Genomic DNA, 17,684 nt, shown 5'->3' on the forward strand with positions numbered 1-17,684 from the left:
GCCCGGGGAAGCGGGGGGTCGGCGGTATCAAGGACCAACCTTCTCATCACTGGCGGTCCGATCCCGGCCATCCGGGCTGCTGCCACGCGGTGTCTGCGCGGGAGCGCCACCAGCGGTGTCGTCCGTCCCGGCGGCGCCGTCCGGTGTCCGGCCCCCGGCGGAATCCTCCGGGGACTCCTCCTCCGCCGCCGGGCCGGGCCCGGCCGCCGGGGCGTCGCCGACCGGCTGGTCGCCGTCCTCGTGCGGCTGCCCGCCGCGCCGCCGGCGCTGGCGCACGAAGCGCAGCGCGGCCAGCAGCAGCAGGACGCCGGCGCCCGCGAAGACGTACAGCACGCCGTTGGTCACCGAGGTGACGTCCACCCGGAAGTGCTGGGGCTCGCCGTACGGCCTGGAGTCGGGGCCGGTGGTCCACAGCTGGGCGGTCATCGCGACCGGCCCGTTGCTGCGCGCCTCGGCGTTGAAGCGCAGGGTCACGCTCTGCGAGGCCGGGAGGACCAGCTCCTCCTCCTTGCCCACCCGCAGCCGGTTCTGCTGGCCCGAGGTGAGCACCAGCTTCAGGTTGGTGACCGGCTGGGTCAGGTCGTTGCGGACGCTGACCTGGAGCACGCCGGTGTTGCCGGCCAGGGTGACCACGTTCTTGTGCGGCACCTGGACGGCCTTGGTCAGCTCGTCCAGGTACCCCTTGACGCCGGCCCGGTAGGCGCTTCCGGCGGGCGGCTGGCTGCGCCATTCGGTGGACAGCGAGCGGACCATCGCGGCGCTGAACGGGCCGCGCACCCGCTGCGGCTGGGTGAGCACCCGCATCAGGGTGTCCAGGTCGTTCTGGATCTCGTCGGTGCCGCTCAGGTCGTCCGCCGGCAGCTCCGAGGCGCGGGTCTGCGGCGGGTAGTCGGTGGGCGCCGGGACGGCGGTGTTGGCCTTCGGGTCGGGCGCGGACTGGGCGACCGCGTCCAGCTTGGCCGAGGAGATCCACTTGCCGTCCGCCGTCTGGAGGGCGGTGGCCAGCACCTTGGCGTTGGCGGCGCTCAGGTCGCGCGGCGGCATGACCAGCAGCCCGCGCTGGTTCTGCGGCTGCTCGTGGGTGATCGCGAAGGTCTCGGCGAGGAAGCGCTGGGTCGTCTCGGTCTGCTTCTGCGGGCTGCTCAGGTCCTGCTCGAAGAGCGCCGAGACGGTCGGGTCCGCCACCACGGCGTTCTGGCCGTTGCCGATCGGGCGGACCGCGGTCGGGGTGTAGTTGAGCGAGTCCGGCTCCGGCATGCTGCCGCCGTTGACCAGCACCAGCCCGCTGCCCGCCTGCTGGGCGAGGGAGGCGATCTGCTGGTCGAGGTAGCCCTGGAACGGCCAGGCGACGTCGGAGCGGGTGTCCACGGCGAGCCGGCCCTCGACGGTCAGCCGGCCGGCGGTGGCCGCCTTGCTCAGCGCGGTGGTCATCCCGGCCAGGTCGGAGCCGTTGTGCGCGATCGAGGCGAGGTCCGGGTCGGCGTACGGCAGCGAGACCACCTGGTCGCCCGGCTTGGCGACGGCGGCCCGCAGCTTGTCCAGCCAGGCGACGGCGGCGGCCGAGGGCTGCATCTGGACGGTGTTGTCGTCCTTCGCGGACTTGCCCGCCTTCTCGGTGCCGGGCTTCTGCACCTTGTACGGCTTGGTCATCGCGAGCGCGGCGTCCAGCAGGTCCGGGTCGATGACCCAGGTCAGGCCGTTCAGCTTGGCGCCGGTGTCGACCAGCTCGTACAGCCGGCCGCCCGGGGCGAACTCGGCGGCCAGGCTGTCGTCGCGCAGCACCGAGATCGTCTGGTCGTTGCTGTCGGTGCTGGTCTGGGCGGCCACCACCGGCGCGTGCACCAGCGGCCAGACCGTGGCGACCTTCGTCGGCTGGGCCTCGGCGCCGCCCGGGTTGTACGGCAGGAAGCTCCGGGCGATGCCCAGGGCGCGGTCGCGCGGGTTGTCCGCGGTGCCGCCCCAGGCGTCCACCGCGAGCTCGTACGCGCCGCTCGCGGTGAACCCGAGGTCGCTCACCGCGACGCTCAGGGTGTACGGCTGGCTCTGCCCCGGGTTCAGCTCCGGCAGGGCGTACTGGGGGCTGTCCAGCTCGATGCCGTCCCGGTCGCTCGGCGTGGAGCGTCCGGCCACGCCCGCCAGGTCGCTGCGCCGGTCCAGCGGCTTGGCCGAGGCCGGCTTGCGGACGGCCGCGTGGGCGCCCTTGATCGCCGACTTGCCCGCGTTGGTGACGTGCCCGGTGATCGTCACGGTGCCGCCCGGGGTGGCCACCAGCGGACTCAGCGTGTCGATGGTCATCACCACCGGGTACTCGGCCGTGGCGGTGGTGTCGGCGGCCGGCAGCACGTTGCCGCCGGCGGGCAGCGCACCGGCCGGGGCGGCCGTGAAGAGGGTCAGGGCGGCCGCGCAGGCGGCGGCCAGGCGCAGGCCCGCTCGGCGCACCCGGCGGGCCGGATGACGCCCGCCGGAGGGGCGCTCGGCCCGTCCAGGCTGTCGGTGCGCCTCCAGGCCCGAGTGCCGGTCCGGCTCACTCACTCGCTTAGCCCTCGCCGTTCTCGATCGTTCGCTGCTGATGCCCTCCGCCCGACGCGGTGCGCCCGACGGTCTTCGCCTGCCTCGTGGAACCCTTCGCCCGACGCCGTCGCCGCACTGCCGCCGCGGAGGTTTCCGCGGGTGGCGGCGACACGCGACACCGCATCCCCGTGCCGGTGTCCGAGATTCGTCCACCGGCATGGTAACGATGCGGCCTGCGGTGCGGTGTTGCGGGCTGTGGGGTGAGACGCCCAAAACGCGCGGGCGGTTGACCTGTCGGGGCACGTACCCTTGTGAGCCGTGTCCACTGCCAATGAGCCCACCGCGCGCACCGACCGTTCCAGCACCGCCGTCCAGGTCGTACCAGGCCTGAGCGAGGCCCAGACCCTCGGCCTCCAAGAGCTGCTGCGGGTGTCACCGGTGGCCGACGAGATCGCCCGCCGGTTCCAGGCGGCCGGTCACCGGCTGGCGCTGGTCGGCGGCTCCGTCCGGGACGCGCTGCTCGGCCGGCTCGGCAACGACCTGGACTTCACCACCGACGCCCGCCCGCAGCAGGTGCTCAAGCTGGTCAAGGGCTGGGCGGACGCGGTCTGGGACGTCGGCATCGCCTTCGGCACCGTCGGCGCCCGCAAGGACACCGCCGAGGGCTCCTTCCTGATCGAGATCACCACCTACCGCTCCGAGGCGTACGACCGCACCTCGCGCAAGCCCGAGGTCAGCTACGGCGACACCATCGAGGAGGACCTGGTCCGCCGGGACTTCACGGTCAACGCGATGGCCGTCGACCTGCCCGGCCGCGGCTTCGTCGACCCGCACCGCGGCCTGGAGGACCTGGAGGCCCGGGTGCTGCGCACCCCCGCCACCCCCGAGGAGTCCTTCTCCGACGACCCGCTGCGGATGATGCGGGCCGCCCGCTTCGCCGCCCAGCTGGACTTCGACCCGGCGCCCGAGGTGGTCGCCGCGATGACCGCGATGGCCGAGCGGCTCACCATCGTCTCCGCCGAGCGGATCCAGGCCGAGCTGAACAAGCTGCTGCTGGCCAAGCACCCGGTGAAGGGCCTGCGGCTGCTGGTGGACACCGGCCTGGCCGCCTTCGTGCTGCCCGAGCTGCCCGCGCTGAAGCTGGAGCGCGACGAGCACCACCGGCACAAGGACGTCTACGAGCACTCGCTGACCGTGCTGGAGCAGGCCATCGACCTGGAGCAGGACGGCCCGGACCTCACCCTGCGGCTGGCCGCGCTGCTGCACGACATCGGCAAGCCGCGCACCCGCCGCTTCGAGTCGGACGGCCGGGTCTCCTTCCACCACCACGAGGTGGTCGGCGCCAAGATGACCCGCAAGCGGATGCGCGAGCTCAAGTACTCCAAGGAGCTCACCGAGGACGTGTCGCGCCTGGTCGAGCTGCACCTGCGCTTCCACGGCTACGGCGGCGGCGAGTGGACCGACTCCGCGGTGCGCCGCTACATCACCGACGCGGGGCCGCTGCTGGAGCGGCTGCACAAGCTGACCCGCTCCGACTGCACCACCCGCAACAGGAAGAAGGCGGCCGCGCTCTCCCGCACCTACGACGGCCTGGAGACCCGGATCTCCGAGCTGAAGGCGCAGGAGGAGCTGGACGCCGTCCGCCCGGCGCTGGACGGCAACCAGATCATGGAACTGCTCGACCTCAAGCCGGGCCCGCAGGTCGGCAAGGCGTACAAGCACATGCTGGAGCTGCGGCTGGAGCACGGCCCGATGGAGCACGACGAGGCGGTCGGGGCGCTGCGGGCCTGGTGGGCCGGGCAGCAGGGCTGACCAGCGGACGAGAGAGGGGCCCCGGCGGAATGCCGGGGCCCCTCTCGTGCGCGTGCCGGGTCAGTTGATCTGCTTCAGGCAGAGCACGTAGTCCAGGAACGTCAGCTCGGGGTGCTTGCTGGTGTACCAGCTGTCCGACTTCGGCTGCTTCTCGCAGACCTTCTCGTCGGAGGTGCCCGGGTACTTGTAGACCACCTTGTACTGCGCCTTGGAGTCGGTGCAGGGCAGCACGGTGACCTTCGGGTGGTTGTCGGTGGTGTCGCTGGGGGCGTTGGCGTTGCGCAGGCAGTCGCCGACCTTGGCCGAGTCGACGCTGTCGGCCGCGGGCTCGCTCGGGGTGGCGATCGGCGGGAGCGTCAGGGTCGGCTTCGGCACCGTGAAGGTCGGCGAGGGGAGCACCGGAACGGTCGGCGTCGGCAGCGGCCCGGGCGAGATGGTCAGCTGGGAGGGCGTCGGCGTCGGGTCGGCGACCGGGTCGGTCGTCTTCGGGCCGAGCACCCCGGCGGCGGCCAGCACCACGACGAGCGCCAGCGAGCCCGGCACCAGCAGCATCGCGATGTGCGGGCGCCTGGTCAGCGGGACGCCCGGGTCGAGCTGCGGGCCGTGGGTGCCCGGGACGGGCGGCGGCAGCTGCTTGAACTTGTTGTGCGGGCCGAGGTTCAGCAGCAGCGTGATCGGGGTGAGCACCCAGGAGATCAGGCTCCACCAGCCCTGGACGAGCGTCCGGGCGGACATGTCGCGCACCGTCGCCGTTCCGCAGGTGTGGCAGAACGGGCCGGTCATCCGGAGCATCCGGTAGGCGATGATCAGGCCCTGGTGGCCGCGGACGGTGGCGTCGACCGCCGGGTAGCCGCCGCAGAACCGGCAGGTGGTCCCGTCCATCGGGGGCGGCGGCGGGTACCCGTAGCCGTAGCCGTCCTGCGGGGGCGGCGCGCCGTACGGCTGCTGGGGCGGCGGCGGGGCGCTGGGGTAGCCGTAGCCGGGCGGCGGCTCGGGCGGCGGCGCGCTCGGGTAGCCGTAGCCGGGCGGGGGCGGCGGCGGGGGCGGCGCTCCGTAGGGGCCGCCGGAGGCGTACGGGTTGCCGTCGCCCGGTGGCGGGCCGTACGGCATCTGGGGCGGAGGCGGAACGGACAAGTGGTCCCCCGGGGAAGGAGTGGCGGAAGAGGTCAGGACTTCTTCACCGGCGGGAGGCCGGTGACGGCGGCGGGCGACATCGGGCCGAGGCAGAGCACGTACCGCTTCTTGTTCCAGCGGCGGCCGCTCTTGCCCGAGACCACGCTGGTGGTCTGCGGAGTCTGGTTGCAGCGGGTCATGTCGGTGGTGCCCTCGAACTTCGACAGCACCCGGTAATTCGCCTTGGTGTCAGTGCACTTGACGATCTCGACGTCGCGGGAGCCGGTCGCGTGCACGCAGTCGCCGGGCTTGGCGCTGCTGACGCTCGGTCCGGCGACGAAGTAGCCCACCGCCAGGGCCGCGCAGCCGCCGACCAGTCCGACGATCCGCAGCTTGGACCGGATGCCGCTCTTGGCGGCCGGCGCGGGCGGCATCGCCGGGGCGGGCTGCGGCGGACCGTACGGGTTCGGGCCGGGCTGTCCGTAGGGGCTGGGGCCGGGCTGTCCGTACGGCGGCGGCTGCTGCCCGTAGGCCGGCGGTGGCGGCGGGCCGTAGCCGGGCGGGGCCGGTTGCGGGGGCTGCCCGTAGCCGGGTGGCGGGCCGTACGGCGCGGCCGGCGGGGGGACGGGTGCCCCGTACGGCGGGGGGACGGGTGCCCCGTACGGCGGCGGTGCGGCGGGCTGACCGTACGGATTTGGCGGTGTGCTCATCAGTTCGTCCCCCGAGACGTCATTCTGTCGATCCGACAGGCCTGAGTACCTTAGCGAGTCGGACGGACGCCACCGGCTCCGAGCCCCCGAGGGGCCCGGAGCGCCCGGTCACGCGGGGATCGGGTTCCGGCGGGCGGCGCGCAGATAGAGGACCGCGGTCAGCGCGTACACCCCGGCGACCCCGAGCAGCACCCCGACCGAACGGCCGGACAGCGGCAGCACCAGCGCGGTGACCAGGGCGGCGGCCACGAAGGCGACGTTGAACAGCACGTCGTAGATGGCGAAGACCCGGCCGCGGTACTCGTCCTCGACCGACTCCTGCACCACCGTGTCGGCGCAGATCTTGGTGCCCTGGGTGACCACCCCGAGCAGCAGGGCGGCGAACAGGCAGGGCACCAGGGCGAAGCTGAGGCCCAGCGCCGGGACGAAGAGCACCGGGGCGACCAGACAGGCGGTCATCCACCCGGCCAGGCCCAGTCGGCGGGTGCACCAGGGGCTGACCACCGCGGCGACGAAGAACCCGGCGGCGGACAGGCCGACCGCCTGGCCGAGGGTGACCAGCCCGGCCGCGCTGTCGGTCGGGTCGTTGAAGGTGTACCGGGCGAGCATCACCACGACCACGATCAGCACGCCGTAGCAGAACCGGGCCGCGGTGACGGCGGCCAGCGCGTGCACGGCCGGCCGGCAGTCCCGGACCAGGTGGCGCACCGCGGCGCCGAGCCCGACGGCGGCCCCCACCAGCGCCTGGCCGATCCCCGGGCGGTCCGGGTGCTGCTCCGGTCCGAGCAGGTCGCGGTCCATCCGCCGGGCGGCCAGCGCGGCCGAGAGGTAGAGCAGCGCGGCCACCGTGACCAGCGCGGCGTCGGCCTTCGGCCCGGGGGCCATCAGCTGGTGGAGCAGGAAGCCGATGCCCCCGCCCGAGGCGGCGGCGACCGTCCCGAGGGTGGGGGAGAGGGCGTTCGCGGTGACCAGCTCGTCCTGGCGCACCACCCGGGGCAGCGCGGCGGACAGCCCGGCCAGGATGAACCGGTTGAGCGCGGTGACCAGCAGGGCCGAGGCGAAGAACAGCCAGGTCGGCGCCTCGGCCAGGAGCAGCGCCCCGGTGCCCAGGCCCAGCCCGAAGCGGGCCAGGTTCCCGAAGTAGAGCACCTGGCGGCGGCGCCAGCGGTCCAGCAGCACCCCGGCGAACGGGCCGATCACCGAGAACGGCAGCAGCATCACGGCCAGCACCGAGGCGATGTCGGCGGGGGAGGACTGCTTCTCGGGGGAGAAGACGACGTAGGCGGCGAGCGAGACCTGGAAGACGCCGTCCGAGAGCTGGGAGAGCACCCGGGCGGTCAGCAGCCGCCGGAAGTCGCGGCCCTTCATCAGATGGCGGAGCGTGGCGCGGGGCGCGGGCTGGTGAGTGCTGCCGTTCTCGGTGATCGCCACCCGCCCAGAGTGCCATGGAACCGGCCGCCGTTTCACGTGAAACATTGGCCTCGGAAACGTGAAGGGCCCATGATCCGCAGACCCTGGGCCCTTCCCGCCGACCATGCGGTCAGCCGTTCAGCGTTCCGTGCTCAGCGCTCAGCGCTCGACCTCGCCGCGGATGAACTTCTCGACGTTCTCCTTGGCCTCGTCGTCGAAGTACTGGACCGGCGGGGACTTCATGAAGTACGAGGAGGCCGAGAGGATCGGGCCGCCGATGCCGCGGTCCTTGGCGATCTTCGCGGCGCGGACGGCGTCGATGATGACACCGGCGGAGTTCGGGGAGTCCCAGACCTCCAGCTTGTACTCCAGGTTCAGCGGGACGTCGCCGAACGCGCGACCCTCCAGGCGGACGTACGCCCACTTGCGGTCGTCCAGCCAGGCCACGTAGTCCGAGGGGCCGATGTGGACGTTCTTGGCGCCCAGCTCGCGGTCGCGGATCTGCGAGGTGACGGCCTGGGTCTTGGAGATCTTCTTGGACTCCAGGCGCTCGCGCTCCAGCATGTTCTTGAAGTCCATGTTGCCGCCGACGTTCAGCTGCATGGTGCGCTCAAGGATGACACCGCGGTCCTCGAACAGCTTGGCCATCACGCGGTGCGTGATGGTTGCGCCGACCTGGGACTTGATGTCGTCACCGACGATCGGCACGCCGGCCTCGGTGAACTTGTCCGCCCACTCCTTGGTGCCAGCGATGAACACCGGCAGGGCGTTCACGAAGGCGACCTTGGCGTCGATGGCGCACTGGGCGTAGAACTTGGCCGCGGCCTCGGAACCGACGGGCAGGTAGCAGACCAGGACGTCGACCTGCTGGTCCTTCAGGACCTGGACGACGTCGACCGGGGCCTCGTCCGACTCCTCGATGGTCTCCAGGTAGTACTTGCCCAGGCCGTCGAGGGTGTGGCCGCGCTGGACGGTCACGCCGGTCGGCGGCACGTCGCAGATCTTGATGGTGTTGTTCTCGCTGTTGCCGATGGCGTCGGCCAGGTCGAAGCCGACCTTCTTGGCGTCGACGTCGAAGGCGGCGACGAACTCCACGTCACGGACGTGATAGTCACCGAACTGGACGTGCATCAGGCCGGGGACCTTGCCGGCCGGGTCGGCGTCCTTGTAGTACTCGACACCCTGCACCAGCGACGCGGCGCAGTTGCCCACACCCACGATGGCTACGCGAACCGAACCCATTCCGGTTGCTCCCTGTGTTCTCATGAGGCCCGCCGGGGTAGGCGGAGCTCTCCCTGCTTCTTCGATGACTGCATGTGCGGGCGCGCGAGGCGCCCCATCCTGCCGCGTGGCACAGGGCTGGCGCGGTGTCAGCTTCCGGCGGAGCTGCCGCCGGTGTCGGGGCCGGACCGGCCGGTGCGGTTGGACCGCTCGGTCTCGATCAGCTCGTTGAGCCAGCGGACCTCACGCTCCACCGACTCCAGTCCGTGCCGCTGGAGTTCGACGGTGTAGTCGTCGAACCGTTCGCGGGCGCGGGCCAGCGAGTTGCGCATCCGCTCCAGCCGCTCCTCCAGCCGACTGCGGCGTCCCTCCAGGACGCGCATCCGCACGGCCCGGTCGGTCTGGCCGAAGAACGCGAAGTGCACGCCGAAGTGCTCGTCCTCCCAGGCGTCCGGACCGGAGTCGGCGAGCAGCTCCTCGAAGCGCTGCTTCCCCTCGGCGGACAGTCGGTAGACGATCTTGGACCGCTTGCCGTTGAGCGCGGTGGCCGGGACGTACTCGACCTCGGGGTTGTCCTCGACCAGGTAGCCCTGGGCGACCAGGCTCTTCAGACAGGGGTAGAGCGTCCCGTAGGAGAGCGCCCGGAAGGTGCCGAGCAGGATGTTCAGCCGCTTGCGCAGCTCATAGCCGTGCATCGGGGCGTCGTGGAGCAGGCCGAGGACGGCGAACTCCAGCACTCCTGAGCGTCTGCCCACTGCCGTGGCCCTCCTTCCTCTTGCCTGCGGTCCGGCCGCCGCATCCGGCGGTATGCCGCTTCGATGTATCGGCTCGATATATCGAGAACAGTAAACCCGGCCCTCGGAACCGGCAAGAGGGGCGCGCGTGAATGTGATCACAAGCCGACGCGCGGACCGAGTTGGCAACGGGCGTGTAATGATCTGTCGCTGATTTGTGGGGATTGAGGACTGATGTCCGATTAGTTGTATTTCAGTGCTGCGTACGCTGTCGCGTGTGCACGAGGACCACCTCCGGGATAAGGGCGGTTTTGCGGGCATCCGACGTGAACCCTGCCTTCAGGCTGGAAACGCCTGGCGAGGAGTGGCTGGAAGATGAGCGAGCGACGGCGAAGGACGCCCAACCCGGGCGATGACGGGCAGCAGCCCCCGGGCGGCGGTGGCCGTCGGGGCGGGGGCCCGGAGCCTGACGAGCTGCGCTCGGACGGCGTCGGCCGGCGGCGCCCCGCGGGGGTCAGGGAGACCGCCCAGCAGCCCCGGATGACCCGGGCGGAGATGCGCAAGGCCGCCCAGAAGAAGGGCAAGGGCGGCGGACGCGGCGGTGGCGCCGCGGCCTCCGCCGCCGCGTCCGCCGACCCCGGCAAGAAGCGCTTCATCGACTACCCGCGCTTCGGCAAGACCGGCGTGCGGCGCTGGCTGCCGTCCTGGAAGCAGTGGTTGAGCGGCTTTTTGCTGGTCTTCGGCTGCTTCGTGGGCCTGGTGTTCTACCTGTACCAGACCACCAAGGTGCCGGAGCTGAACGATCTGGTGCAGAACCAGAACACCATCTACTACTGGGCCGACAACAGCGAGATGACCCGCAAGGGTCAGACGAACCGCCAGATCGTCGAGCTCAACGACATCAGCCCCAACCTCCAGAACGCCGTCATCGCCGCGGAGAACAAGAGCTTCAGGACGGACAGCGGCATCGACCCCAAGGGCATGCTCCGCGCCGTCTGGAACATGGCGAAGGGAGGTGAGACCCAGGGCGCCTCGACGATCACCCAGCAGTACGTGAAGAACGCCTACCTGAGCCAGGAGCAGACACTCAGCCGCAAGGTGAAGGAGTTCTTCATCACGCTGAAGATCAACCAGGACAAGAAGAAGAACGAGATCCTCACCGGCTACCTGAACACCAGCTGGTTCGGCCGCGGTGCGAACGGCGCCCAGGCGGCCGCCCAGGCCTACTACGGCGTGAACGCCAAGGACCTCGACGTCTGCCAGAGCGCCATGCTGGCCGCCCTGCTCAAGGGCGCGACGTACTACGACCCCACCAACCCGGAGAACAAGGAGCGGGCCCAGGGCCGGTGGAACTGGATCCTGGACCAGATGGTGGACACCAAGGCCATCACTCCGGAGGAGCGCGCCAAGTGCTCCACGTTCCCGGACCCGATCCCGCCGAAGCCCAGCGCCAACATGAACGGCGAGATCAGCTACCTGGTCGACACCGCCAACAAGTACGTCACGGCCACCGACAAGACGATCACCCAGCAGATGATCGACCGCGGCGGTCTGAAGATCTACACGACCTTCGAGAAGGACAAGGTCGACGCCCTGAAGGCCGCGGTCGACGCGGTCAAGGCGGAGAACCTCGACCCGCAGAAGCGTCCGGACAACGACACCAACATCCAGTTCGGCTCCGCCAGCATCCGCCCCGGCGACGGCGCGATCGTCGCCCTCTACGGCGGCGACGGCGTGGAGAACGGCCACTTCGGCAACAACGCCGACGCCACCGGCGTCCAGGTCGGCTCGACCTTCAAGCCCTTCGTGCTGGCCACCGCGATGCAGACCGGCGTGCTGACCGCGAAGGACGACAAGGGCAAGCCGAAGCGGATCAACGCCGACAGCCGCTACCTCGCCGACGACCTGTCCGAGATCCGCAAGCCGGACGGCTCGCTGGTGATCGGCGACGACGGCAAGACGTACCACCAGAAGAACGAGGAGGCGGGCAAGCGCGGCTACGTCTCGCTGCGGCAGGCCATGCAGTTCTCGTACAACGTGCCCTTCGTCCAGCTCAACCAGGATGTCGGCGGCCAGAACGTGGCCGACATCGCGGTCCAGATGGGCATCCGGAGGGACAGCCTCGCCGACCCGAAGACCGCGACCTTCCCGCTCGGCACCTCCACCATCAGCCCGATCCGGATGGCCACCGCCTACGGCACCCTGGCGGCCAGCGGCAAGGAGTCCGAGCCGTACTCGGTCACCAAGGTCGAGGTGAGCGGGATCGAGCGCCCGGGCTTCGGCAAGAAGGACTCCAAGGTCGCGCTGGAGCCGGCGGTCGCCGACAACGTCACCGACGTGCTGGTGAACGTGGCGGCGAACGGTACCGGCAAGAAGACCAAGGAGCTGGGCCGCCCGGTGGCCGGCAAGACCGGTACCACCGACGAGAACAAGTCGGCCTGGTGGGTCGGCTACACCCCGCAGCTGGTCACCAGCGTCGCGATGTGGCGCGAGGACCCGAGCAAGCACGAGCGGCAGTCGCTCAAGGGCACCGGCGGCAAGCAGTCCATCCACGGTGGTGACATCCCGACCGACGTCTTCACCCGGTACATGAAGGCCGCGCTGGCCAACGAGAAGAAGATGGACTTCCCGAACCCGCAGCCGGTCGGCTCCGAGGTGGATTCCTCCGGCGCACCGTCGACGGTCAGCCCGACGGCGTCGCCGACCGCGACCGAGACCCCGTCGGCCCCGCCGACGACCCAGTCGCAGGAGCCGCAGCCGCCGCAGCCGACCCCGACCTGCGTGCCGGGCGTGGACTGCCCCGGCGACCACCCGAGCCACTCGACCAGTAAGACCCCGAACCCGGGCAACAGCTGCCTGCCGCTGATCAACTGCCAGACGCCCCCGCCGACCGCGACGGACACCCCGCCGCCCGGCGGCGGCAACGGCAACGGCAACGGCAACGGTGGCGGGCACCCGGGCGGCGGCAAGCCGACCCCGAGCACCACCGGCGGCGGCGGTCTGCAAGGCCTCCCGGCCGGGCAGTAGCCCGGCGGAATTCGGTACGTACGGCGGTGGCGGTCCTCCTCGGAGGGCCGCCACCGCCGTTTCCGTCGGGGCCCGGCGCAGGCCGCGGACGTTGGGGCGGTTTCGTCATGATTGGCGAACCCGACCGCCGACCGACGGCCCGGACCGTTGCGGGGTCCTCCTCGTCCCGGCGGGATCGGTGCGGCAGGATGTCCGGCATGACGTCGAGCGATCGAGACGAAACCGCCGGCCCGGTCGGTTCCGGTGCCGCCGAAGGGCCCACCCCGGCAGCCGTCGCCACGGCCGCGCCGCCGGCCAACACCGTGGTCGTCCCGGCCGACGAGGACCCGGTGGCGGCGGCCGGCAGCGAGGTGATCGGCGGGCCGCCCGGCCGCCGGGCGCTGCTCGGCGTCTCCTGGTGGATCCCGGCCCGCTTCCTGGCCCTCGCGGTGATCGTGGTCTCGGTGCTCGGCATGGTGCAGAAGCTGCCCTGCTACGACCACGCCTGGTTCCAGGCGGGCTCCCCGCAGTACGTCCACGCCTGCTACAGCGATGTCCCGCACCTGTTCGCCGGGCGCGGCTTCTCGGCCGGGCTGCACCCGTACGTGGACCGCATCCCGGGCTCCTCGGGGGACCTCCAGTACCTGGAGTACCCGGTGCTGACCGGCCTGTTCATGCAGGTCGCGGCCTGGCTGACGCCCGGCGGCGGGGACCAGACCAGCCAGGAGCAGTGGTTCTGGGCGATCAACGCCGGAATGCTGATGGCCTGCGCGGTGGTCGCCGTGGTGGCCCTCTCGCGCACCCACCGGCGCCGCCCCTGGGACGCGCTGCTGTTCGCGCTCTCGCCCGTCCTGCTGCTCAACGGCACCGTCAACTGGGACCTGCTCGCGGTCGCCCTGACCGCCGTGGCGATGGCCTGGTGGTCCGGCTCCCGTCCGGGCTGGGCCGGCGTCTTCATCGGCCTGGCCACCGCGGCCAAGCTCTACCCCGTGCTGCTGCTCGGCCCGCTGCTGGTGCTCTGCTGGCGGGCCGGCCGGTGGCGGGAGTTCCGGCTGGCGCTGGGCGGCGCGGCCGGCGCCTGGCTGGTGGTCAACCTGCCGATCATGGTGGCCAACTGGCAGGGCTGGTCGACCTTCTACGTGTTCAGCAAGCACCGCGGCGAGGACTACGGCTCGTTCTGGCTGATCCTGATGCAGCGCCGCGGCGTCGGGCTGGCCGACCTCGACGTCTACATCGGCCTGCTGATGGTGCTGGGCTGCCTGGCCATAGCGTGGCTCGGCTTCTCGGCCCCGCGCCGGCCGCGCTTCGCCCAGCTGGCCTTCCTGGTGGTCGCGCTGTTCGTGCTGGTCAACAAGGTGTACTCGCCGCAGTACGCGCTCTGGCTGCTGCCGCTCGCCGTGCTCGCCCGGCCGCGCTGGCGGGACTTCCTGATCTGGCAGGCCTGCGAGGTGCTCTACACCCTGGGCATCTGGTCCCACCTGGGCTTCGTCACCGGCTCCAAGCAGCACGGGCTCAGCGAGGGCTGGTACCACTTCGCGATCGGACTGCACCTGGTGGGCACGCTCTACCTGGTCGCCGTGGTGGTCCGCGACGCCCTCCACCCGGACCGCGACCCGGTCCGCTGGGACGGCAGCGACGACCCCTCCGGCGGGGTGCTGGACCAGGCCCCGGACGTGGCGGTGCTGGGCGCCGCCCGCCGGCTGCGCGAGGAGGAGAGCTACGCCGGATACGCGCCGGCCGGCCCCGAGCAGTGGCTGAACGAGCCGGAACTGCCGGGACCGGCCGAGAAGGCCTAGCGAGCGAGCCCAAGGGCCGCGCCGGTGCCGAAAGGGGTGCTCAGCGGTCTACGACGCGGTCGAAGTGCGTGGTGGTGTGCCGGACCTGGAGACCGAGCTCCTCGCCGATCGTCGGGGGCTTGGTCTCCCCGTCCAGGAACAGCAGCGAGACCTGCATGTGCGGCGGCTCGGCGAACCACAGCTGCTTGCCGGCCCAGTGGAACGGCGACTTGGTCTTGTTGACGGTCGCCAGGCCGGCCCGGGCGATGCCCTTGGCCCGCGCGCCCATGCTGGCCACGTACTTCGGCGCCTCCAGGCCGATGCCGTGGGCGGTGCCGCCGGCGACCACCAGGAGGTGGCCGTCCGAGGGCGCCGGGTGCTGGCGGTAGCCGTAGCGGTCGCCCTTCTGCACCGGGGTGACGTCCAGGACGGTGGCCCGGACCTCCAGCGCGGCGTGGTCGCCCAGCCAGAGCCGGGTGCCGATCCGGGCCCGGAAGACCGTCTGCGGGTAGCGCTTGGCGAGCTGCTCCATGCCGGCCGCGCCGAGGTGGCTGACGAACACGGTGTGCACCGGGATGCCGGCCGCCACGGCGGCGTCCACCCAGTACACGACCTCGTCGACCGGGTTGGAGCCGTCTGGCCGGTCCATCGGCAGGTGCAGCGCCAGGCCCTCGAAGTCGACGCCGTCCAGCTCGGCGGCGACGGTCGTCAGCTCGGCGGCGCTCACACCGTGCCGGCGCATGGTGGTCATGCACTCCACCACCACCCGGGCACCGTGCAGCGCGCGCAGCGCGTCCACGTGGGCCACCGTACGGATCACCCGGGAGTGCGGCAGCGGCAGCACCTCCTCGCCGACCCGGTAGGGGGTGAGCACCAGCAGCTCGCCGCCGTACCACTCGGCGGCGTCGGCCGCCTCGTACGCGGTACCGACGGCGAGCACCCCGGTGCCCAGCAGCGTCGCCTCCTCGGCCAGCCGGTGGTTGCCCAGGCCGTAGCCGTTCCCCTTGGCGACCGGCACCAGACCGGGGAACTCGGCGAGGACGGTGCGCTGGTGGGTGCGCCAGCGTTCGGTGTCGAGGTAGAGCGACAGCGTCATCGGGGCAGCCTCCTCAGCGGCGGGACATGTAGAGGTCGAGGGCCTTGTGCAGCAGCTTGTTGAGCGGGAAGTCCCACTCGCCGAGGTATTCGGCCGCCTGGCCACCGGTGCCGACCTTGAACTGGATCAGACCGAACAGGTGGTCGTTCTCGTCCAGGGTGTCACTGATGCCGCGCAGGTCGTACACGCCGCCGCCGAGGGCGTAGGCGTCGCGCATCATCCGCCACTGGATGGCGTTGGACGGCTTGACCTCGCGCTTGTGGTTGGCCGAGGCGCCGTAGGAGTACCAGACGTGCTCGCCGACCACCAGCATCGTGGTGGCGGCCAGCGGCTCGCCCTCGTGGTAGGCGATGTAGAGCCGCATCCGGTTCGGGTCCTCGGCCACCATGGCCTTCCACATCCGCTGGAAGTAGGACAGCGGGCGGGGGGTGAACTTGTCGCGCTCGGCGGTGACCAGGTAGAGCTGGTGGAAGATCGGCAGCTCGTCGTAGCCGCCCTGGTACACCTCGACGCCGCTCTTCTCGGCCTTCTTGATGTTGCGGCGCCAGAGCTGGTTGAAGCCCTTCTGGATGTCGTCCAGCGAGCGGTTGGCCAGCGGCACCTGGAAGACGTAGCGGGGCTGGACGTCGCCGAAGCCGGCGCCGCCGTCATCGCCCTGGAGCCAGCCGGCCTTGCGCAGCCGGTCGGCCACCTCGAAGGCCCGGGCCTCGTACCAGTCGGCCTCGACGTCGCGCAGCCGCTTGGCCTGCTTGCCGGCGATGGCCTCCTTGATGGTGGGGGCGTCCCAGCGGCGGATGACCACCGGCGGGCCCATCTTCACGGAGAAGGCGCCCTGCGACTTGAGGTGGGCCAGCATCGGGGAGAGCCAGCGGTCGAGGTCGCGGTCGAACCAGTCGATGACCGGGCCCTCGGGCAGGTAGGCCAGGTAGCGCTTGAGCTTGGGGAGCTGCCGGTAGAGCACCAGGCCGGCGCCGACGAGCTGGTCGGTGTCGTCGAACCAGCCGATCGACTCGGACCGCCACTCGGCCTTCACGTCGCCCCAGGACGGCACCTGCATGTGGCTGGCCGAGGCACGGCTCCTGATGAAGGCGAGGTGCTCCTCGCGGGTGATCGTCCTCAGGCGCAGGCTCATTGCTCGGTGCTCCTCGTCGGTCGGGCTGCGGTGCCCAGGTTCTCGGGCTTGACCCTATCGTCCGGGGCCCGGGCGCCCGGCGCGGCGGGCACGACGGAGCCCCCGTCGGGTACCTGTCTCCTCCAGCAGATACGCGACGGGGGCGGCGGGGGTTCCGGGCGGGCTCTGTGGCCTCGGTCCCAGCGGTTCTCAGCGGCTCGCGGCGGTTCGCGGGCGGGGCCTCAGCCCCAGAGCCCGCCGCGGGCGATGCCGAGGTAGAAGCCGATCGCGGCGGCGCCGAGCGTGATCATCAGGACGAAGCGCTCGGCGGTGGTGACCGAGACGAACATGCCCCACAGGCCGGTGACGATCCCGAACAGGCCGGTCCACGAGGTCAGCAGGTGCAGGTTGTGGAAGAACGAGGTGGTGAAGGCGATCACGCCCAGCAGGGCGGTGATGCCCACCAGGGTGTTCTCCCGGGGGTGCGGATGGCCGTCGGTGTTCAGGGTGAGCGCGGGCATGCGGTGGACGGACTGGGCCATGAGTCCCACCTCCTGGCGTGGAGACGAACGGGCAGGGATCCCGTTCCGTCCAGATTGCGGCGGTTGGGTCGGTCTCACAACCCCTATGCGTTTTGTTCGTCCGTCCGGGTGCAGGTAGGCTGTGCCGTCTGCACTGGTGTAGTTGTGCCCCCTTGCGCCCTCTTCCGGGCGACACCCGCTTCCGGGTGGTGCGGGGGCCGTCTGTCCGACCCGGCCGCTACGGTGGCGGAGTCGGTCACTGCTCCGGTGCCGACGCTACGCACAACCCTCCTGCCACGGAGAGACCGTGGCCGCTGAGTCCAAAGGAGGTGGGTTACCCATGCGTCACTACGAGGTGATGGTCATCCTCGACCCCTCGGTCGAGGAGCGCGCTGTCTCCCCCCTGATCGAGAACTTCCTCACGGTCGTCCGCAACGGCGGCGGCAAGGTTGAGAAGGTCGACACCTGGGGTCGTCGCCGTCTGGCTTACGAGATCAACAAGCAGTCCGAGGGCATCTACTCGGTCATCGACCTGAAGGCCACGCCTGAGGTCGTCAAGGAGCTCGACCGCCAGATGGGCCTGAGCGAGTCGGTTCTGCGGACCAAGGTCCTGCGCCCGGACACCCACTGAGCCACCTCTGAGGCCTTCGGGTCTCGGGTAGCT

13 protein-coding genes are annotated in these 17,684 nt (G+C 71.2%); 4 read left to right on the forward strand and 9 right to left on the reverse strand.

Annotated features, from left to right (window positions below; all coding sequences use genetic code 11):
- Positions 1 to 27 precede the first annotated feature (27 nt).
- Entirely contained in the window at positions 28 to 2,532 is a 2,505-nt protein-coding gene (locus QWJ13_RS09095) for a DUF6049 family protein (protein WP_316522259.1), read from the reverse strand.
- 366 nt (positions 2,533 to 2,898) lie between these two features.
- Here QWJ13_RS09095 and QWJ13_RS09100 point away from each other — a divergent pair, with 366 nt between their 5' ends.
- The gene (locus tag QWJ13_RS09100) at positions 2,899 to 4,323 is read left to right on the forward strand and encodes a CCA tRNA nucleotidyltransferase (RefSeq protein ID WP_316523953.1); all 1,425 of its coding nucleotides are present in this window, start codon (positions 2,899 to 2,901) and stop codon (positions 4,321 to 4,323) included.
- Between the two features lie 60 nt (positions 4,324 to 4,383).
- Here the strand turns inward: QWJ13_RS09100 and QWJ13_RS09105 are convergent, their stop codons facing one another.
- The 5 genes from QWJ13_RS09105 to QWJ13_RS09125 all read right to left on the reverse strand — a co-directional run bounded on the left by QWJ13_RS09105 (position 4,384) and on the right by QWJ13_RS09125 (position 9,532).
- Positions 4,384 to 5,457 carry an LppU/SCO3897 family protein gene (locus QWJ13_RS09105; protein WP_316522261.1) on the reverse strand — a complete coding sequence of 358 codons (1,074 nt, stop codon included), beginning with the start codon at positions 5,455 to 5,457 and terminating at the stop codon, positions 4,384 to 4,386.
- A 32-nt stretch (positions 5,458 to 5,489) separates the two neighbouring features.
- Positions 5,490 to 6,146, reverse strand: a complete 657-nt coding sequence (locus tag QWJ13_RS09110; protein ID WP_316522262.1) for an LppU/SCO3897 family protein — start codon at positions 6,144 to 6,146, stop codon at positions 5,490 to 5,492.
- A gap of 108 nt (positions 6,147 to 6,254) precedes the next feature.
- A complete protein-coding gene (locus tag QWJ13_RS09115; protein WP_316522264.1) occupies positions 6,255 to 7,577 on the reverse strand; it encodes an MFS transporter in 1,323 nt (440 codons plus the stop codon).
- A gap of 138 nt (positions 7,578 to 7,715) precedes the next feature.
- Entirely contained in the window at positions 7,716 to 8,798 is a 1,083-nt protein-coding gene (locus QWJ13_RS09120) for an inositol-3-phosphate synthase (protein WP_313764715.1), read from the reverse strand.
- 128 nt (positions 8,799 to 8,926) lie between these two features.
- Entirely contained in the window at positions 8,927 to 9,532 is a 606-nt protein-coding gene (locus tag QWJ13_RS09125; protein WP_316522270.1) for a PadR family transcriptional regulator, read from the reverse strand.
- Between the two features lie 354 nt (positions 9,533 to 9,886).
- Here QWJ13_RS09125 and QWJ13_RS09130 point away from each other — a divergent pair, with 354 nt between their 5' ends.
- Together QWJ13_RS09130 and QWJ13_RS09135 are read left to right on the forward strand one after the other, a co-directional pair.
- Positions 9,887 to 12,538, forward strand: a complete 2,652-nt coding sequence (locus tag QWJ13_RS09130; RefSeq protein ID WP_316522273.1) for a transglycosylase domain-containing protein — start codon at positions 9,887 to 9,889, stop codon at positions 12,536 to 12,538.
- A 197-nt stretch (positions 12,539 to 12,735) separates the two neighbouring features.
- Positions 12,736 to 14,313: a glycosyltransferase family 87 protein gene (locus QWJ13_RS09135; protein ID WP_316522274.1), complete on the forward strand. Its 1,578-nt coding sequence runs from the start codon at positions 12,736 to 12,738 to the stop codon at positions 14,311 to 14,313.
- A 40-nt stretch (positions 14,314 to 14,353) separates the two neighbouring features.
- On the opposite strand, the gene QWJ13_RS09140 is transcribed toward QWJ13_RS09135, so the two are convergent.
- The 3 genes from QWJ13_RS09140 to QWJ13_RS09150 form a co-directional block, all read right to left on the reverse strand.
- Positions 14,354 to 15,388: an alanine racemase gene (locus tag QWJ13_RS09140; RefSeq protein WP_316522276.1), complete on the reverse strand. Its 1,035-nt coding sequence runs from the start codon at positions 15,386 to 15,388 to the stop codon at positions 14,354 to 14,356.
- Positions 15,389 to 15,401: 13 nt separating this feature from the next.
- Positions 15,402 to 16,520 (reverse strand): lipid II:glycine glycyltransferase FemX, encoded by a 1,119-nt coding sequence (locus tag QWJ13_RS09145; protein WP_316522278.1) that lies wholly within the window; start codon positions 16,518 to 16,520, stop codon positions 15,402 to 15,404.
- 221 nt (positions 16,521 to 16,741) lie between these two features.
- Complete coding sequence (locus QWJ13_RS09150) at positions 16,742 to 17,041, reverse strand: hypothetical protein (RefSeq protein ID WP_316522281.1); 300 nt, start codon at positions 17,039 to 17,041, stop codon at positions 16,742 to 16,744.
- 319 nt (positions 17,042 to 17,360) lie between these two features.
- On the opposite strand from QWJ13_RS09150, the gene rpsF reads away from it, so the two are divergent.
- A complete protein-coding gene (rpsF, locus tag QWJ13_RS09155; RefSeq protein ID WP_030233085.1) occupies positions 17,361 to 17,651 on the forward strand; it encodes a 30S ribosomal protein S6 in 291 nt (96 codons plus the stop codon).
- Positions 17,652 to 17,684: the final 33 nt, after the last annotated feature.

It is taken from the genome of Kitasatospora brasiliensis, assembly GCF_032654805.1.
In the GTDB taxonomy this organism is placed as follows: Bacteria; Actinomycetota; Actinomycetes; order Streptomycetales; family Streptomycetaceae; genus Kitasatospora; species Kitasatospora brasiliensis.

Coding starts and splice junctions, on each gene's coding strand:
- QWJ13_RS09110 (WP_316522262.1), bottom strand. CDS start 6,146: ATGAGCACACCGCCAAATCCGTACGGTCAGCCCGCCGCACCGCCGCCG.
- QWJ13_RS09120 (WP_313764715.1), bottom strand. CDS start 8,798: ATGGGTTCGGTTCGCGTAGCCATCGTGGGTGTGGGCAACTGCGCCGCG.
- QWJ13_RS09130 (WP_316522273.1), top strand. CDS start 9,887: ATGAGCGAGCGACGGCGAAGGACGCCCAACCCGGGCGATGACGGGCAG.
- QWJ13_RS09135 (WP_316522274.1), top strand. CDS start 12,736: ATGACGTCGAGCGATCGAGACGAAACCGCCGGCCCGGTCGGTTCCGGT.
- QWJ13_RS09140 (WP_316522276.1), bottom strand. CDS start 15,388: ATGACGCTGTCGCTCTACCTCGACACCGAACGCTGGCGCACCCACCAG.
- QWJ13_RS09145 (WP_316522278.1), bottom strand. CDS start 16,520: ATGAGCCTGCGCCTGAGGACGATCACCCGCGAGGAGCACCTCGCCTTC.
- QWJ13_RS09150 (WP_316522281.1), bottom strand. CDS start 17,041: ATGGCCCAGTCCGTCCACCGCATGCCCGCGCTCACCCTGAACACCGAC.
- rpsF (WP_030233085.1), top strand. CDS start 17,361: ATGCGTCACTACGAGGTGATGGTCATCCTCGACCCCTCGGTCGAGGAG.